Origin of the sequence: Photobacterium alginatilyticum, from assembly GCF_009910675.1 — a bacterium.
Classification (GTDB): domain Bacteria; phylum Pseudomonadota; class Gammaproteobacteria; order Enterobacterales; family Vibrionaceae; genus Photobacterium; species Photobacterium alginatilyticum.
The window spans coordinates 1-18,934 of sequence record NZ_RSEJ01000011.1; the positions used below are offsets into that span (position 1 = coordinate 1).

At 48.0% G+C, this 18,934-nt stretch carries 11 protein-coding genes; 7 read left to right on the forward strand and 4 right to left on the reverse strand.

From position 1 onward, the window contains the following. Nucleotides 1-186: 186 nt before the first annotated feature. Both EIZ48_RS11770 and EIZ48_RS11775 read left to right on the forward strand, forming a co-directional pair. Nucleotides 187-546 (forward strand): diacylglycerol kinase, encoded by a 360-nt coding sequence (locus EIZ48_RS11770; RefSeq protein ID WP_160651390.1) that lies wholly within the window; start codon nucleotides 187-189, stop codon nucleotides 544-546. 815 nt (nucleotides 547-1,361) lie between these two features. After that, nucleotides 1,362-3,398, forward strand: coding sequence for a methyl-accepting chemotaxis protein (locus EIZ48_RS11775; protein ID WP_160651395.1), 2,037 nt, complete (start codon nucleotides 1,362-1,364; stop codon nucleotides 3,396-3,398). A 118-nt stretch (nucleotides 3,399-3,516) separates the two neighbouring features. Here EIZ48_RS11775 and EIZ48_RS11780 read toward each other — a convergent pair whose 3' ends face one another. Both EIZ48_RS11780 and EIZ48_RS11785 read right to left on the reverse strand, forming a co-directional pair. Then, entirely contained in the window at nucleotides 3,517-6,372 is a 2,856-nt protein-coding gene (locus tag EIZ48_RS11780; protein ID WP_160651398.1) for an AMP-binding protein, read from the reverse strand. A 303-nt stretch (nucleotides 6,373-6,675) separates the two neighbouring features. Then, complete coding sequence (locus tag EIZ48_RS11785) at nucleotides 6,676-7,296, reverse strand: hypothetical protein (protein ID WP_160651401.1); 621 nt, start codon at nucleotides 7,294-7,296, stop codon at nucleotides 6,676-6,678. 305 nt (nucleotides 7,297-7,601) lie between these two features. On the opposite strand from EIZ48_RS11785, the gene EIZ48_RS11790 reads away from it, so the two are divergent. Continuing rightward, nucleotides 7,602-8,474: a YDG/SRA domain-containing protein gene (locus EIZ48_RS11790; protein WP_160651402.1), complete on the forward strand. Its 873-nt coding sequence runs from the start codon at nucleotides 7,602-7,604 to the stop codon at nucleotides 8,472-8,474. Nucleotides 8,475-8,523: 49 nt separating this feature from the next. On the opposite strand, the gene EIZ48_RS11795 is transcribed toward EIZ48_RS11790, so the two are convergent. Then, nucleotides 8,524-9,300: a glutathione S-transferase N-terminal domain-containing protein gene (locus tag EIZ48_RS11795; RefSeq protein WP_160651405.1), complete on the reverse strand. Its 777-nt coding sequence runs from the start codon at nucleotides 9,298-9,300 to the stop codon at nucleotides 8,524-8,526. Nucleotides 9,301-9,449: 149 nt separating this feature from the next. Continuing rightward, nucleotides 9,450-10,382 carry a LysR family transcriptional regulator gene (locus tag EIZ48_RS11800; RefSeq protein WP_160651408.1) on the reverse strand — a complete coding sequence of 311 codons (933 nt, stop codon included), beginning with the start codon at nucleotides 10,380-10,382 and terminating at the stop codon, nucleotides 9,450-9,452. 159 nt (nucleotides 10,383-10,541) lie between these two features. On the opposite strand from EIZ48_RS11800, the gene EIZ48_RS11805 reads away from it, so the two are divergent. The 4 genes from EIZ48_RS11805 (at nucleotide 10,542) to EIZ48_RS30690 (ending at nucleotide 18,789) form a co-directional block, all read left to right on the forward strand. Further along, on the forward strand, nucleotides 10,542-12,014 hold the full coding sequence (locus EIZ48_RS11805; protein WP_160651411.1) for an aspartate ammonia-lyase: 1,473 nt from the start codon (nucleotides 10,542-10,544) through the stop codon (nucleotides 12,012-12,014). Then, the gene (locus EIZ48_RS11810; RefSeq protein ID WP_160651414.1) at nucleotides 12,011-13,390 is read left to right on the forward strand and encodes an MmgE/PrpD family protein; all 1,380 of its coding nucleotides are present in this window, start codon (nucleotides 12,011-12,013) and stop codon (nucleotides 13,388-13,390) included. Before EIZ48_RS11805 ends, EIZ48_RS11810 begins: the two co-directional genes overlap by 4 nt. Nucleotides 13,391-13,429: 39 nt before the next feature. Further along, nucleotides 13,430-14,734 carry an anaerobic C4-dicarboxylate transporter gene (locus EIZ48_RS11815; protein ID WP_160651416.1) on the forward strand — a complete coding sequence of 435 codons (1,305 nt, stop codon included), beginning with the start codon at nucleotides 13,430-13,432 and terminating at the stop codon, nucleotides 14,732-14,734. Nucleotides 14,735-16,209: 1,475 nt separating this feature from the next. Further along, entirely contained in the window at nucleotides 16,210-18,789 is a 2,580-nt protein-coding gene (locus EIZ48_RS30690; RefSeq protein ID WP_160651419.1) for a cytochrome-c peroxidase, read from the forward strand. The last annotated feature ends 145 nt before the right edge of the window (nucleotides 18,790-18,934 follow it).

An 18,934-nucleotide genomic window follows, 5' to 3' on the forward strand; every position in this document is an offset into this window, starting at 1 on the left:
CTGGCTCACTCCCAAAGGGCGAGTTTACTTGGCTTCCATGCGTTGTTACCGATTATTGATTTAGAGCCACTAGATCTTCAAATCGGCGCCTAGCCTACAAGCCAAGTAATTCTCGCTGAAACGAGCATCTTGAGGTAGCTTGGGTATAATATGAAGATAGGGAGTTGATAGAGAGCGAGTAAAGGAATGAAGCCAGGAGAGACAGGTTTAAAGCGGGTTTTTGATGCCACCATCTATTCTATTCAGGGGCTCAAGGCGGCTTGGAAGTATGAAGAGGCATTTCGAATGGAGATTGTATTGCTGGTATTACTGACCACCGTTACTTTCTTTTTGCCGGTGACAAAATTTGAACAGTTGGCCATGATTGCGAGCCTGTTTATGGTGGTGATCGTCGAGCTGCTCAATTCGGCCGTTGAAGCCGTTGTTGATCGTATAGGCTCGGATTACCATGAGCTGTCGGGCAGAGCGAAAGATATTGGTTCTGCTGCTGTTTTTGTCTCAATGATATTTGTCGGCATCACATGGTTTGTGGTTTTATTTGTATGAGTATATAGGCTCGACAGATTATTAATATATGTCGAGCACTACAAATTCCCTTAGTTTAAAGGCATGAAATTATAATAAAGGAAAGTCAATTTTCTTTATTACAATAAAATTATCTGGTTGTGTGAATATAAGATAGCTATGAACGAGAAATAGTCCAAACTTCTGCACAGTCTTTACATTCTATTTCTGCATCGGTAATACTTTTGGATTTAATATGAGTATTGGATGAATCACATTTTGGGCAGTGTGTCCGGGATGGTGGACAGTTAATGTCGACGCAGTGATTATGCTTATCCGTTGATTTAATCATTGGCTGTTTACAGTCTGGACATAACATTTAATAACACTCCTTTTATTAAATTTTAGACATTGCTTTTCATAATGCTGATATTTAATATCATTGCAATTGATAAAAGACTATAGCAGCTGAATGCTCATTATATATTCATTGATCACCATCATGATTTGTTCTTTTAGATAAAATCCTGTAATTTTTCGTTTGTTATTGATATCCAATAAGTAATCACTAATCACACGTGATTTTTCATCGCTAATGAGTTTTTTGAGGTTTTTTGTATTATCAAGTACGTATTATATGTGCTGATATGGATATGTTGTTAACCTGAATTAATATAGATAGATTGTGTGCTATTTGGCTCATAACTACCGAGTGCTTATTCTGTTTAATATAGATCAATAAAAGCTTTATTTGTTAACAAGTTTTAATAATTAGTAGTTTACATATACCTTTTACAAATACACTATTCGCTTTTTGTTCAAAAAGGGCAGAGGGTGAGCATCCTCATTGCTGGACTATGTGGAAGATAATCAACAATAAGAGTATAGGGTTTCAGCTGAAGCTGGTGATCAGTGTATTAATCATCACCGCCTTTAGCTCGGTAGCCACAATTGTGTACCGTAATTCTTCTGAAATATTGCTAGAACAGACACTGAAAGAGCAGCAGTCAAAACTGGATGCGGTGGCTGCTACTATTTCAAGTCAGTTTGATATTTATCTTGAGACTGCACGTGAGTTAGAAAGTACTTTTCGTCAGGGGTATCTGTACGGCTTGTCTTTCGAAGACACTAAGGTCAGTTTTGCTGGACAGCAGGTGCAAGACGTCACGCTGAATAATAACTCATTGATTAACGATACGGATATTGTTGACCGGTTTAGCCGTGATACAGGGGCAATTGCAACCTTATTTGTCGCATCGGGCAATGACTATTTACGGGTTGCTACCTCTTTGAAAAACGATAGTGGCAAGCGGGCGCTTGGTACTAAATTGGGACACGGACACCCTGGTATTAGTAAGCTAAGAAGTGGTCAGCCATATTATGCCAAGGTTGTACTATTTGGTAATACTTACCTGACTTACTATGCACCGATTAAAGATGATAATGGTCAGGTGGTTGCTATTTCATTTATCGGTATCCCGATTGATGAAGCGACAAAAGCGGTGTTTGCGAGTTTGGCAAATATTCGTTGGGGTGATACGGGCTATACCATTGTCGTTGATAACGATAAGGATAACTTGGGAGAGTACCTATATCACCCAGTTATTAAGGACAAAGGCGCGTCAATCATCAATGTTGCTGACTATGACGGCAATAAGCCATTTGGAAAGTTGTTTGAGACTCCCAGTGGCCTGATGACCTACCCGTATGAATATAACGGTTTTGTGGGAGAGAAATATCTCGTTTATACCGAAGTGCCGGGTTGGAACTGGAAGTTGCTGGGCGGTACATTCATTAAAGAGGTGACCAAAGGTAGCCAGCAGCTATTGACCGTGATTGCCATTGTTGCCGCCCTTGCCTGTTTGGTGACTTTCGTAATCCTTAGTCTGTACCTGAGCAAGTTGATTAGGCCGCTGACAACCCTGACTGGTTATATGGAACGACTGGGCAAAGGTGAAGTGACTTTGGTGATGGAGCAAGGCAATGGCCAGTCGGGTAATGAGATCGAGCGCCTGACCTATGGTGTGGCTTCGATGGCAAACAAGCTGAACAGCTTGGTGGGAGAAATCCGGACAAGCAGTGAATCGGTACAGACGCAGGCAAACAGTCTGTCGAATGATGCGCACCAAAGTCTGAGCCAGTCTGATGTTCAGCAAGAGCAGGTTGAGCAGGTGGTGACGGCCATTGAGGAAATGGCGTCGTCGGCGAAGTCGGTGGCAGAGCAAGTTGAGGCGATAGCCGAAAGCGTTCGTTCGGCCAATAATGACAGCGTGTCGGGAGCTGATCTGGTCTCGCAGGTAAGCGTTGAAATTGCAAGCCTGAACGACCAACTGAAGCAGTCGGCAGAAGCGATCAACATGGTGAGCCGTGAAAGCGACAACATCCAGTCTGTGACGCGGATGATTGACGAGATTGCCGAACAGACCAACTTGCTGGCACTGAATGCGGCTATCGAAGCTGCCCGTGCCGGTGAACAGGGACGCGGGTTTGCCGTAGTGGCCGATGAAGTGAGAACACTGGCCCACCGAACCCAGGAGTCGGTTAAGGAAGTAGTTAGCATTATCGAGCAGCTGCGCGGCTGTACCAGCAGTGCCGTTTCAATGATGTCCGAGAGCCAGAAGAAAGGAAAACTGGTTACCGAGCAGGCTACGCAGGCCGGATTGGCTCTGGAAGGGATCACCACCCAGGTTACGGCTATTGCTGCCCAGTCTGAGACCATCGCAGCAACGTCGGAAGAGCAGGCGCAGGTCACCCAGGAGATTGCGGCCAATGCGACAGAAATTAGCAACCTGAACCGCCAGGGGCGTGATATTGCAGCTCAGACATCGAAGCGAGCGAATGATTTGCAGGGACTGTCTGCTGAGCTTAAACAACAGGTGGATTACTTCCATTAAGTTTTAGGTCTGCAATCACCGACCGCCCAGCAAAACAGGAAGAGACCAATGTCTCTTCCTGTTTTTTTACTACCTGTAATGAGACAGGTCGGTTACCCGGTAACTTTTATGGTCAATATTATCGGTTGTTCTTACTGTGGGCCAAATCCGGTTCTCCGCAATGGCGTAAGATCTCCGACCTTGCCTGATCCCTTAATTTCAGGGCCGCATTCCAGTCATTGCCTTGCGGGTAAATGAGGGGGCTGATGGTGACACTGATATTGCCCCGTCTCGGGAACAGGGAACGATCTCTTAGTTTGGAGCGGGTACCGCAGAGTGTAACGGGAAGAACCGGGAGCCCTGCGTCTGCGGCGGCAGTAAATGCCCCCATGTGAAATTCGTGCAAACCGGCCATTCGGTAGAGTGTGCCTTCGGGAAAGAAAAACAGAGGTTGGCTGCTATGGGCGCTGTCGGCAATGCGCTTGGCATCCAAAATCCCTTTCTCGGCATCAAAACGTTCGACAAACTCGGTATCTAGCTTAGACAGAAATAGCCGGGCGAAAAAGTTCTTCTTTAGCTCAGATTTGGCGACAAAGCGGCATTTGAGCTGAGTGGCAGCAACCATGACCAGGCCGTCAAGATAGCTGGCATGGTTGGCGACTAAAATGCATGGTGTTTCGGAAACACAATCAGGATCTGGTAAATGCTCCTTCCCTTTTATTGTCAGCTTGGTCCCTGTTAGCCTGATAAGTGCCCGGGCCCCGGTGCGAGTGATCCTCCAGCACCAGTCACGGTTGGGCACAACCGCAACAAAGCTCCAGACAATAGAGGCCAGGATGGCCATCATCAGCCACATGTAGGCGGCATAACCTACATCTAACGTCATTCGCCAGTAACGCCTGAGCTGCGGTGTGATACCTGCCGTCATGAGACGTAGTGTTTGCCACCAGACAGCACGCTGGCGGACATCAAGGCTGTCCTGTTCGTAAAGTTCCTTGCAGGCTGCCCGCCGTATCTTGCCGCTCGATGTCTTAGGTACCGTATGCGGCAGTCCGATGACCACATCATCTGGCAGGCTTCCCAGTAAATCCAGCGCCAGATTGTTGATCTGATGCTTAAGCTCCTGTTGTTTGGTGGTGTCTGTTTCACGACTTTCGGCCAGTACGATGAGGCGTTCGGTGCCGGTTCGGCTGTCATGGCTGGCAAAGGCGGCAACACAGCCCTTGCGGATCCCTGGCACCTTGCTGACGGCTTCTTCCAGCTCATGGGGATAGATGTTGCGTCCAGCACGAATGATGATGTCCTTGCTTCGTCCGGTCAGAAAAAGCTCGCCGCCGATGGTAAAGGCGCGATCGCCGGTATTGAGCCAGTCGCCGTGATAGAGGAGTTTGGTTTTTTCCGGATCGCGGTAATAACCGGCGGTGGCAGAAGCGCCCTTGAACTCCAGTTCGCCTTCTTCCCGCTCCGGCAGTTCGCGACCAAGATCATCCATGATCCGGATCTGATGTCCGGGCAAGGGCAGACCCAGTCCGACAACTTGCATCGCATCGGGATCGTCACTGCCGGCGGTTTCGGCTCGACCGAAGCGTGTCATCGGCTCCCGTTTGATCCGCTCTATTCGCGGAGTTCTTATTTCGGTTGGGAACGTCAGTCCAACCGATGATTCTGCCAGGCCATATACCGGTGACATGGTTTCGGGTCTAAAGCCGTATTTGGCGAAGCGCTCGGTAAAGCGCGCTATGGTACTGGGGCTGACAGGTTCGGCACCGTTCCATGCCAGCCGCCAACTGCTGAGATCCAGACCTTCAAGCTCGCTCTCGTCGATTTTATTAATACAAAGCTCATAGGCAAAGTTGGGCGCCGGTGACACTGTGCCCCGGTGGCGGTGAATCGCCCATAACCAGCGCTGGGGTTTTGACAGGAACAACAAGGGTGACATGATCACCAGCGGGCTGGCATAGTACAGGCTGCCAAACCAGGTGCCGATCAGCCCCATATCGTGATAGACCGGCAGCCAGCTAATAAACACATCACTTGAACTGGCTTTGACCACCTTGCCCATGGCCCGGATATTGGTCAGCAGGTTAGCATGGGTTAACGCCACACCCTTGGGGATACCGGTGCTGCCTGAGGTGTACTGCAAAAAAGCAATATCAGAGGTATGGGCATCGCCGACATCAGGGGGGGCTGTCGATCCCATGATCTCAGACACGGTGACAACCGCCTTGATCGAGGGAACTTGCATACGTAGCAGTTGTGATAAGGGTTTGGCTTCGGGGACAGTAATAAGCAGCCGGGCCTCGGCATTTTGCAGGATATTGGCATGGCGCTTGAGGTGATCTTCTATCTGCGAGGGGCGCGCCGGGGGATAAATCGGCACGGGGATCGCGCGGGCATACAAAATACCGAAGAAGCTGTAGAAATAGTCATTACTGGTTGGCAGCATAATAGCCACGCACTCTCCCGGTGCGATATCCTGTTTGATGAGCCCGTTGGCAATCTGGCGCGCTTTTTCTTGAATCATCCGGTAGCTGATTTCGGTAACCTGATCGGCATTCTGGTAGACATACAGATGTGGCCTGTCTGGGTGGGTGTTGACATGCCAGTCAAGTACCTCTTGCAAGGTGTGGACATGCTCCGGCGCTGATTCGACCACATCAAGCTGGATTTGCTCGATGAGCAGCTCGGAAACAGAGACGTCGCCAGTATGGGTTGCTTGCAAGAGCTCCCGGACCAAATCTCGAGGGGTTTCGATACTGGCTAGCGTTTGATCGGGCAGCGAAACACTGAACTGCTTTTCGGTGCGTTGAATGAGCTCAGCCCGTGCCAGGCTGTCAAAGCCTAGATCCTGATCAAACTGGCAATCGAGTTGTAGTGGCGTATCCGGTTGTTGCCCCTGTCGCAGTTCGTCTACAAGGTCTTTGACCAGTTGCAAGACCAATTCTGCAGTTTGCTCTGGACTCTCTTCGAATTGGCGCTGCGTATTTCCCTGCATAGTAAATATCCTGCGACGAAGCATCATTCCTGTCGTCTTTACTACGTTTGAGGAGACGGGAAGATACTTAATTATTCGGTAGGGTATGCTTGAAGTGTAGTTAACTTCTGCAATATCAAAGGAAATTGCTGTTTAAATTTGAGAACAAGAGGCTTCGAAGTCTTTTGGTTCAAAATGGGGACGAGCACTCACCGTCCATGTTATTCATGCGAAATATTCAGGGTGTGCTGGCTTTTGTTCCCTCCCCTTTTCAAGGGGAGGGTTAGGGTTACTACGAGCTTGCGAGTACCCATTTGGAGCAAATCAGGCATTCAGCTTTCGCAAGTACACACCCCATAACGGCGCATAGAAGCGATAAATCCTGATGAGCAAATACAGGGTTGTCACAACCGTTGAGCAAATTGCGGCGGTTTTCATTCCAAGCCCCGCAACAATACCGGCGGCCATTACAGCAAAGGAAATCAGTGTGACCCGCCAAATAGTTTCTATGTCATAGGATACCCAGTAGGCAAAGTTAGAACTGCCAAAGCGGTAGCGAAGCAGGAGCAGACAAGCCAGATAAACCACAGGGAACAGGCTCATTAGCGGGATCGGCCAGCCATGATATAGGGTGGAACCAACCAGAAGCTTTCCGGATACGGTGTAAGAGAGTGCCAGCGATTCGGCAAACTCGACAGGGAGCACGAGAGATAGCAGGTAGAGACAAAGGCCGACGAAATAGCTTATCGAGCCTGCAAAAATCACAAAGAACAGGGGCATGCCGATGAAGAGATGAGCGATAGGCGCCAGGGTAAGAAAATGCATCAACAGCCTATATGTCTTTGGTCTGTTATCCCTGATATTTTCAGTTTCAGTCCTCTTAGTTTGAGCCTTGGCCGCATCGTTATCAGGCATCTTATTAACGGGTGTCTTATCGTGAGACATAGTGCCCTCCTTGAACGCTGAAGATAAGCGTCTCTTTAACGTCCATTGTCTTGTTTCAACATGAATAGTGCGATTGAAACACGCTTTCTCTTTGATTTTTATCATAGATTGGTTTCGTCTAACCGGATGAGGGTTTATGCGTGTTTGTGCATTTGAATGTCTAAAACATGATGGACACCAAAGTTTACTAATAAGTTGTTGATATTAGACATTATAGACTTATCTATGACTAACTAATTAGTCATAATTGCACTGTTATCAATACATGCTATGAATGCGTGTAACTGTGCAGTTATGAGGTATGCATGCGTCAGTTTGGTGAAATTGAAGGAGTATATCCGGGACAGATTTTTGCGAATCGTGCTGAATTAGCTAAATCAGGCATTCATCCTCCGAATCAAGCTGGTATTAGTGGCTCTATTATCGAAGGTGCTGATTCTATTGTATTATCTGGTGGTTATGAAGATGACCAAGATTATGGTGATAGGATTCTCTATACTGGCGCTGGCGGCAGAGATGAAAAAACGAAGCAACAAATTGCTGATCAAGAGCTAACAGGAAAAAATCTTGCCCTTGCCAAAAGTAAATTGTATCAGCTGCCTGTACGTGTTACTCGAAGCCATAAACACAAAAGCGAATATTCCCCAGATGAAGGTTATTGTTATGCGGGCCTTTATATAGTGGAAGATTATTGGTGTGAAAGGGGGATCTCAGGGCACTATATTTGGCGTTATTCTTTAGTTTCATGCGAGCTGGCAGGGCTTGATAAGCAGAATGATACTAAAGAACTAGATAAGCCGCCTGGTTATAAAGAAACTGAAAGAAAAGTTGTTCTCGTAAAACGTATTGTGCGAGATACAACCAAAGCTAGAAGAGTAAAAGAATGGCATGGTTATAAGTGTCAAGTTTGCGGAATGGCACTTGAAACGAGTGCGGGCCTATATGCAGAGGCGGCTCATATTCAGCCTTTGGGGATGCCTCATAGCGGTCCTGATGATGAAAGTAATATTTTATGCTTATGCCCTAATCATCATGTCCTGTTTGATAATGGTGGATTCACGATTAATGAAGATATGTCATTAAACGGAATTGATGGTCACTTGATTACCAATAGAAAGCATAAAATTGATATTAGGTTTATTACTTATCACCAAGAACATTACCAACAGCTCAAATAGAGCTTTAAAGTTAGAGAGTTAAAGCGGCAATAACTTTAAGGTTGCCGCCTCACCCATACCTCTCTTCCAGATACCGCAAGATATCCTTTGACTCAAACATGTCGACACCGGTGTTGGGGTCCATCAGATAAGGAACCTGGACATTGCCGTGCTGTTTGAAGAACTCGTCCCGTTTGGTGTTTGGCAGTGGTTTGTAGGGTTTCAGGCTCCAGTGAAATTGGGCCGGGCCCATGTCGGAGAATTGTTGCTTGCCGAGATTGATCAGGATATAGGTTAGCTCAAGCTCGCACAGTTTTTCACGGACAGGGCGGGAGAACGGGCTGGATTCGAAACTGTATAGGATCAGCGGCAGATCAGGCTGTTGTGATGGCGGAGTTGGCTGTTTGCGTGAACGACGAGCTTTGATGCCTGCGCCTAGCCTGACTCCAGATGCCAGTTTGGATGTTAGGGTACTTCTGAGTTGTCCGAGGCATGCTTTGGGAGGCTTGGTCCCTCTGTATTGCTGGAAAAGGTGATGGGTAATGTCTTCAGCCCCTTGGACAACGTTTGGGTTGTTAGAATCGACCAAAACGGGTGGAGTGGCGCCGTTGAATGCTGATTTCAGCTTGGCTAGATTTTCTCCTCCCTCGGGGCAAGGAGCGATAATCACATTCAAATCGAACTCGGTAAGTATTTCACGAACGAGACGGCATTTCGAGCCACCTTCCTGATCAAACAGAATGAGCGTTTCTTCTGGTTGCTCGATGTGTTTGCTGGCAACGGTTCCGCGCCAGAAACGGTAAGTGGAAGCCAGTGAAGATGTCGTGATGTTCAGCAAATGGTTCATGTACTCACCTGTTATCCGCTTTAGTCCGTTAAGAGGGATGGAGTTATGTATAGAACAAATAAAGCTGTTGCACTGAGTATTTAATCTAAAAAAGTAACGATTGGCTACTTTTTATTCATTCATGCTCATATTGAACAGTGGCAAAGGGATTATTCGCCAATCCACGGCCAGCGTTTTTGTACTTCATGCACTTTCTTGCCAAGAATAATCTCTCTGATATCAGCAACAAATTCTTCGATCATATTGCCAAATTCGCCTTTTCTGCAGATAACAGCCAGTTGTCGTGTGATGCCGGGAGCGGGCAAAGGCTGGCACTCAAGCTTGTCGAGCAGCCCCAGTTGGCGGGCCAGAAAGGTGGGGGTGGTTAGCGACCAGCCCAAGCCTTCGGCCACCATTCCCAGAACGTTATCAGCTCTGTCGAGGGAGAACTGGCTTTGCGGTTTGTAGTTTCGCCATCGCAGCCAGTTGTTGGTCTGGGTGCCTGTCGGTGTCCAGTTCTCGTAGGCGATATAGGACTGGTGCTTGGCCAGCCACTGAATCTCTTTCGGCTCCCAGCTTGAGGGAGTGACAACCACATATTGTTCACTGAGTAGCGGGAACATGGCGAGCTCCTGAGGGATATCCTGATTGGTCATCGAGATGATGATATCGACCTTGCCTGATTGCAGCGAGGCCAGCAGTTCAGGGGCCGTGCCGGTCATCTGGTTGATATGGGCCACTTTGGGCTGGAGATATTTGAGCAACTCTATTCCGGCAACTTGGGTGACCGAATCGACCATACCGATCCGTAACCGCGGTAGCTTGCCTTTTTCGATGGAATGCATCCAGTCTTGCAGCTTGCGTGATTCCGCCAATAGCTTGCTGCCTTGCTCGTATAGCTCTCGACCCGACAGAGTAAGCTTGATTGGGCGTTTGCTCCTGTCCAGAAGTTTGCAGTCAAGCACATGTTCAAGGCTCTGGACCAGTTGAGAAACCGCTGACTGGGTTTGGTTCAGGTGCTGGGCCGCTTTGCTGAACGAGCCGGTTTCGACCACAGTTATAAAAGTTCTGAGTTGGCGAAGATCAAATGCAATGGAGTCCATATCAGGCCATACTATAAGTCTAACTAATACTCAGCATTATATTCCCCACTGGTATCCAAGTACGGAGCTAGTTCAAATAATCCGCATCATCCTTGCCATAGAATCTACTCAACAGAGCTAGTCAACAAAGAATATGGCAGAAAGCCGCAGGATTGAATCATGAGAAAAGAATCTGATGTATTAGGTGAAATGATGTTACCGGACGAGGCGTATTACGGCATTCAGACTGTACGTGCCCGGGATAACTTTGCGGTTTCCGGCCGTACGGCGGTGGATGTTCCGCATTACCTGTGGTCGGTTGCGGCCATCAAGCAGGCAGCAGCCAGGGCAAACAGCAAGATTGGTGCATTGGATGAAAAGTTGGCGGATGCCATTGTACAGGCTTCGCAGGAAGTGATGGAGCATCGTTTTGACGACCAGTTCCCTATCGACATTTTTCAGGGCGGCGGCGGTACGTCAACCAATATGAATGCCAACGAGGTGATTGCCAACCGTGCCAACGAAATTATCACCGGCCTAAAGGGTTATGACCAGGTGCATCCCAATACGCATGTCAATATGGGGCAGTCAACCAATGACGTGATCCCGGCGGCAATGAAGATGACCTGCCGCCTGAACCTGAATCAGCTCATCAAGGAAGTGGCGGCACTGGAAGCCATGCTGGAGGAGAAAACCCAGGCTTTCGAGCATGTCGTCAAGCTGGCCAGAACCTGCCTGCAGGATGCAGTGCCTATTACCCTCGGCCAGCAGTTCAGTGGCTACCTGCATCAGGTACGACGCCTGCACCTGGCGCTGAAAACAGCCAGCGAGCAAACGCTGGACCTGCCTCTTGGCGCCACTGCGGTGGGTACCGGGCTTTCAACCCACGAAGGGTATCTGGAGCAGGTCTATATTGAGCTTCGTGAGATCACTGGCGAGCAGTTTATTGCCGAGGACAACTTCTTCGACGGACTGCAAAACGGTGATGCCTACCTTGAGGTTGCCGCCCAGATCAAAAAGCTGGCGACCTTCCTGTCCAAAATGGCGACGGATTTTCGTATTCAGGGAAGTGGCCCGCGTGCCGGGCTTAATGAATTGCTTATACCTGCCGTTCAACCGGGTTCGTCTATTATGCCGGGCAAGATCAACCCGGTTATGCCGGAGCTGATCAACCAGATCGCCTATCAGGTGATAGGTAATGATGTGTCGATCACCATGGCCGTCGAGGGCGGTGAGCTGGATCTGAATGTCTGGGAGCCGGTGATCATCAAGGCGCTGTTTGAGTCCTGTACCCTGCTGACCAATGCAATTCCGTTGTTTGTCGACAAGTGCCTTAAAGATCTTCAGCCTAACGAAGCGGTATGCCGTGAATATGCCGAAAAGAGCACCGCTCTGGCAACGGTGATTGCGACTCTGTTTGGTTACAAGGTGGGAAGCCGTATTGCGACGGCAGCCTTCGAGCAGAACCTTAGTGTCCGCGAAGTGGTGTTGGCCGAGCAGTTGCTGACCTCGGCGCAGGCTGATTATTTGCTCGATCCTATGGTGATGACAGATCCCAAGGCCAGTGCCGCAGCTGTGAAACGTTACCAGCAGGAGGTGGCTGACTCAGAATCAGCAAGCGGACAGGAAAAACAGGTTGAGGAAACAGCATGAACCCCGAACCGTTATTAAGGCAGATCGCACGCTGGTGTGTGAGCCTGCAGCTGGATGAGGTGCCCGATGAGGTGGCGCGGGTAGCCAAGACAGCCCTGACTGATTACGTCGCTGTCACCATCGCCGGTAGTCAAATGCCTGTGGCCACAAAGCTTCAGCAGTTTGCGATGCAGCGAGCGCCGCAGGGCAATTGCAGTGTACTGGGCACCGGACAGAAAACCAGTATGGCCTACGCCTGCTATACCAATGGTGCAGCCTCCCACGCACTGGATTTTGATGATGTCAGCTGGGCGACGATAGGCCATCCGACCGTCACCGTTGCACCTGTTGCTTTTGCGGCTGCCGAGGAGAAACAGCTCGGTGGCAACAGCATCTTGCTGGCGTATATCGCCGGGGTAGAAGCCCAGCATCAAATTGCGAAGTGGGTAATGCCGCAACTGTCCGAGCAGGGCTGGCATACCACGCCTGCCATAGGTGTGTTCGGGGCCACAGTAGCGGCCGGTGTTCTGCTTGGTCTCGATGAAACGGCTATGACCAATGCGTTGGCGATTGCCGCATCGTCGGCATCTGGTGTGCGAGGCAACTTTGGAAGCCAGACCAAGGCAATGCATGCCGGGTTGGCTGCGTTCAACGGGGTCAATGCCGCTGAGCTGGCAATGCTGGGAGTCACCGGCCAGCCTGATGTTATTGAGGCTGCTGATGGTTTTGCCCAGTGCTTTACCGGGATCACTTCACTTGATGCTGCCGAAATAACGCTGGGTCAGCGGTGGGACTTGCTGGAGAACGGGTTGGTATTCAAACAATACCCCTGTTGCAGCGGCAGCCATCCTGCCATTGATTGCTGGGATGCCTTGCTGATTGAACGAGAGCGCGGCGGCATACCTCTGAAGACAGAAGAGATCGAATACATCCAGGTAGGCGCCAGCCTGCTTGGGCCGCGCGAGCTGGTCTGTAGCCATCCGCACAATGCTATCGAGGCCAAGTTCTCGATGCAATATGCCCTGGCTTCCCGGTTGATCCATGGTGCTGTCGGGCTGGCTCAGTTTACCGATGAAGCCGTGTGTGATCCCCGTGTGCAGGCACTGATGCCGAAAATCCGGATGCGGGTTGATCCCGAGATCGAAAAACTGGGTTTTGTCGGCACCGCGCCGGTGAAGATCCGAGTGTATCTGGCTAACGGTGAAACCTTGAGTATCGAGAATGATCTCGCCAAGGGCAATCCGGAAAAACCGCTGTCTCAGGCGGAAATTGAGAACAAATTTACTGCTTGTGTCTTGCCAAGGGTGGGCGAGCACAAGTGCCGAGAATGGCTGAGGGCACTATCTCATTTTGAGACAGTCACCATTGCCGAACTCAAGCACCTGCTGAATTCATAACAGTAACTCCCGAATCAATAACGGGAGAGGAGGTTTCCAATGATTTTTATCCAAACGTGTCTGTTGTTAGGGGCCATTATTCTGGCCGCCCGTCTCGGCGGGATCGGTGTCGGTCTGGCTGGTGGTCTGGGGATGGCTATTGCCGTCTTTGGCCTTGGCCTGCCGCCGGGCAGTATTCCGGTGTCGGTTATTTTGATCATTATGTCGGTGATCCTGGCATTGTCAGTGATGCAGCAGGCCGGTGGTATGAGCTACATGGTCAACTGCGCCGAGAAAATGCTGCGTAATCACCCTAAGTACATCAACATTCTGGCCCCGGCCACGACCTTTGTGCTGACAACGCTGGCCGGTACGGGCTATACCGCGATGTCGGTACTGAACGTTATCCAGCAGGTGGCCAAGGAAAACGGCGTACGCCCGAGCCAGCCACTGAGCTCGGCCGTTGTGGCTTCGCAGATCGCCATCACGGCTTCGCCAATCTCGGCAGCTACCGCGGCGATGTATGTGGTGGTCGAGCAAATGGGGGTGAGTTTTGGTACGGCGCTGAGCGTGATTATGCCGTCGGCTCTGTTCGGTGTGGTTGTAGCATCGTTTATCGCCAGTCGTCAGGGCTGCGAGTTGAAAGATGATCCGATTTTCAAAGAACGTGTTGCCAAAGGACTGGTAAATTTCACACCTGAAGAGCAGAAGCAGATTGAACCTAGCATTGAAGCCAAGCGTTCGGTATGGCTGTTCCTCGGCGGTGTGATGTTCATTGTTGCCTTGCTGCTGTTCAAGCCGCTGCTTGGTCATGATTTGGGATCGCGCGATATCATCGTTATCGTGATGCTGCTGACCAGCTTTATCATGGCCATGGTGTGCAAGGTTCAGCTGACTTCTATCAAGAAAGCACCGATCTTTGCTGATGGGGCAGAAAGCCTGATTGTGATCCTCGGCATCGTCTGGTTGAGCTCGACCATTATTGGGGTGCATATTCCTGAGATCAAAGCTATCGCTGGCGATGTATTGAGCGAGTATCCGGCGTTGCTGGCCGTGGTGTTCTTCGGTACGTCGGCACTGTTGTTCAGCCAGGGAGCGACCAGTGCCTTGTTGGTGCCTATCGCGGCGTCACTAAATGTGGATCCTGCGACTATTCTGGCAAGTTTTGTGGCGGTAAGTGCCCTGTACATGACCAACATCTACCCGACGACTGCTTTCGCGATTGCCACCGATGACACCGGCTCTTTCCTCAGCAATAAGTGGAACGGCTCCTATATCGTCAACCATCCTTTCTTCCTGCCGGGAATGCTGGGGATTGTTGCTGCGGTACCGTTTGGGTTCGTGCTGGCCAATATCTTTGTCTAACTGGCTCATCAGCCCAATATAATTCAAGCCCTCTTCATTGAGGGCTTTGTTTTAGATGCTTTATGTAAGCCGTGTCTTGTTGCTTCCCCGGATTCTTTCTACTTCGTTCTGAATCACTTTTACCTGTTCGCTTAGCCACTGCATTCTTGGGTGCTGACTGTCGCGATGGCGGCTCATCATGTCGATATTGGCACCACATCAATTGATTCCACTTTGCGTTTCCATTTGACACGCTTGATAGGCTTAGAACCCTATATTTTGACTCATGGTTCAATTAAGCAATGGTTTAATGGAGCAATTAAGCTGTTTGGCTGTCAGTAGCGTATAGAAGAGAGATTGGTTGCTTGTGGTGGCAATAAATATACCAGGGGCACAGAGATAGTAGGAGTGGCATATTTTATCACTTTCTAATGAAGACTGGATTTTCAGGAGGCTTGTAAACTTACCGGATGAAGTGAAAGAAAACACATGCAGGAGTTTTTATATATTGGTGAGAGTTTTGGTAGTGTAGAGCTTATTTTATCCAATTGTCAAGATTTGAATGTTTTATGTTGAATTTTTATAAATTCATTGAAAGGTAATTTAATGAGTGCATATTTATATCGAGATAAATATTTGATGAATGTTAATACATAAGTACTAGTATCTTTTTCACTATATTATTTATGGTGATGAGTGTTTTTTGGTGTTTGTTTAATTTAAAACAATAATTTAGAATTTTCAAAAAACTGTATTGAAAGAGCTGTATGTTTTCTTCTGATAATTTTTGTTGATACATATTGCTTAATCATCACACAAAATTATGAAACTTTTTTATTATGAAGTGTATCTGTATAGATTTAGGTTTAGATGAGTTGTTGTGATGATATCCCTTAAAAATCAAAAGTTAATGTTTATCGTTGTGATGTTTTTGCTATTATCTGTTAAGTTTGTTGTACTTTCTTGTCTTATTAATTATTAGAATTTTTATACTTTATAAGTCATTTTCTTATAACTGAGAAGAATAGAAGGAGAATTGCTACAGCTAAGTACTAATGCTGGAGTTATGTATATTTTTAGTATAAAGGGTCTAGTTTACAAGCAAGCTTTTAGATAAATCATTGGTCGTTAAAATCGCATTTTGCAAAGTTTTAGCCTGATTTGTTATAGAATCATGATGGGGTGTGGTATTGATCTGTTGTTAGTGTGGTTTTGTAGGTGTAAATATCACTAGTACTCTATTTATTTATATTGTGCCAATAAGGTGTACAGAGCATTGAAAAATTATTAGTAATGAGTTTTTACTAATTGCTGCTATTTCTTCCGCTGTTTTTTCTCCATTTTATGAGGTCGCGGTTTCTTACTAACGAGACTAAATTTCTTCGGTAAGGGGGAACGTTCATTTTTTAAATGAAGGTAGAGTGGTCCCTGATAAAAATAATATTTTTTACTTTGTTTTTTTGCCAGTTAATTGACAAATTAGCAGGAGTTGAGTTATGCAGAATAAACCGAGGCGACTTTCTAAGTTGGCGACATTGCCTTTCTTCGTCGCATTTACACTAAGCAGCTCTATAGCGAGTGCAAACTTAGAACAAGAAATGCAGACAACGCTTGAAGAGCAGGGATTAGATTACAAAACACTTTTAGAACAACATCGGACTGAGCGACAGAGCTTTAGACAGGAACTCAGACAAGTTAGAAGAACGCGACCGATAGATCATAATTTGCTAGCGAGTTTAAGAGATCAGGAGCGTGATTTACTCCAAAGCCACAGGGCAGAAATCGATTTATTAAAGCGTCTTCAACAACGCGACCTTTCTGAGATCCGACTTGCTCTTAGGCGCTCAGCTGGAACTGGCGAAGAACCGGAGCCTGAACATGAGTTTAATGCGTTGCTTGAACTTGTAAACGGCGCTGAACTTACCGATGAGAATGGCATTCCTGTTGGTGGTGAGGCTGGAATTGCAGTTTTTGGGAACAGAATGGATGTTGAAGTCGCTATCGGTGGTATTACTTCAGCGGGGGATGTTTCATCGATAGAACTAACGAATTGTTCGACTGGTGAAGTGTTCCTGCAACTGCCACCGAGTGAACTACTTGGCGAAGTGGTAATAGGGCCTGACATTCCACCACAAATTCCCGATGTGAATGTGGGTCCGTTAGCACCGACACCTGAATTTAGTTTGGTGAAACTTAACTTGCCATTCTCCAACTCTATGCTGGCTGCCTTAGAGAATGGCAATATGTGTGCTCCGGTTGTATTGGCTTCACATGAGGAGTCTCACCCGGAAGGAGCCTTAACGGGTAACTTTATTGACCATCTTCGTTTTGAGGCACTGGAATACATATTGGATCCTTCGTTATTGCCTGAACCCCGCGTAGTGGATCGCCAGTTTAATACATTAGGCACAGTGAGTGAGCTGATCGTTAAAGATCAATACGCACTTGAAAAATTGGGGAAGGCTTTCTTCTGGGATACCCAGGTTGGGTCGGATAACAAAGTTGCCTGCGCCTCATGTCACAGTTTGGCCGGGGTAGACTGGCGGACCAAGAACCAGCTAGCTGAAGGTGAAGGCAATTATGAAGTAACTGCAAGCGATTTTCCGCTGAGTACCGTATTGGGCTCTCAAGGGGTGCAGAACGCTGAGTTTGTGGAAGTTAACCCGAACCAGCCAGGTGAAGACGTGTGTAATGATCTGAGTGGTGACTTCAGACAGGTAACAGGTCGTCAGGCACCTTCTGTCGTTAATGCCGCCTTTAATACGTTCCAATTCTGGGATGGACGGGCACACCGTTTCTTTAACGGTGAAAACCCACTGGGTCCTGTCGATACCAATGCGGGCGTGTATAAGGTTAACGGCTCCGGTTATGTTGAAAAAAATACGAACATCCTGATCGATTACTCCTCGTTGGCCTCCCAGGCTGTTGGGCCATTTGAAAGCCATGTTGAGATGACCTGTGGTCCGGTTGATCGCAGCCGATTCTTCCCTCAGCTTGCTATGAAGCTACTGAATAGCAATGTTAAACCGCTTGGGTTGCAGAAGGTTCATTCGGAAGATAGCTTGTTGGGTGGCATGGCTAATGGTACAGCCGGTCTAAATACCAGTTATGAATCAATGATCAAAAAAGCCTTCAAAGATGAATACTGGGACAGCGCGACACCTATATCACTTCAGCACCCGGTAACAAATCAATGGGAAGACTACAGCATGATGGAGGCGAACTTTGCCTTTATATTCGGTCTTGCTGTTCAGGCATATGAACGAACTTTACTTTCCGGCGAGAGTAAATTCGATAAGTTTGCCCGGGGTGAGGGAGACTTGAGCGAGATTGAGAAAGAAGGATTCAACCGATTCCTTAGCGGTGGTACTGGCTGTAATGAGTGCCATGACGGACCTATGTTCAGTACTGCTACTCTTCAATTCACCTTGGTAGAACCTATTGAAGCAATGCGACTTGCCAATAGTGATGATAATGGCTTGTATGACTCAGGATATTACAATGTCGGTGTTCGCGCGACGGAGGAAGATTTAGGCCGAGGACGTCAGGATCTTCCGGGTCCGATTGCATTATCGAGTCAGTCTAACGCAGGTATTGATACGTTGTGGCCAAATTTACCTATGGTATCTGCTGAGGAAGGTAAGGCTAGCGTGAAAGGTCACATGAAAGTACCTACGTTGCGCAATATCGAGCTTACGGCTCCTTACTTCCATAACGGTAAATACCTGACGCTGGAAGATGTGGTGGCCTTCTATACCCGCGGAGGTGACTTTCCGCTTAATGAGGACCTTGATCCGGATATGAAGCCTCTTGGTCAACTGTTAGGCAAGCCAGAGCGTCAGGCGAAGATTGCCGCCTGGATGCGTACCCTGACAGATGAGCGTGTTCGCTATCGTTCGGCACCGTTTGATGGCCCTGAGTTACCGCTCCCTAATGGTCATAAGATGGAGAACGGACAAATTGTCGATGATATCGTCATAATGGAAGCAACGGGTAAAGATGGTTCTGTTGAAGCGTTTGCCACCTTCTTCGAACGTGTAGGCGGCACAATCCCTGAAATTCCTGAAGATGATTAATTTGCAACAAAATTAGTCGTCACCATGCGATGGAGTGACGTTAAAGGCTTGGTTCACAATGAACCAAGCCTTTTTATTGGTTCTAAGGTGTTGAGAACGGTACAGGTCTTGAAGATAGCGAATTGTAGTGATTGCTTCGTGGTTT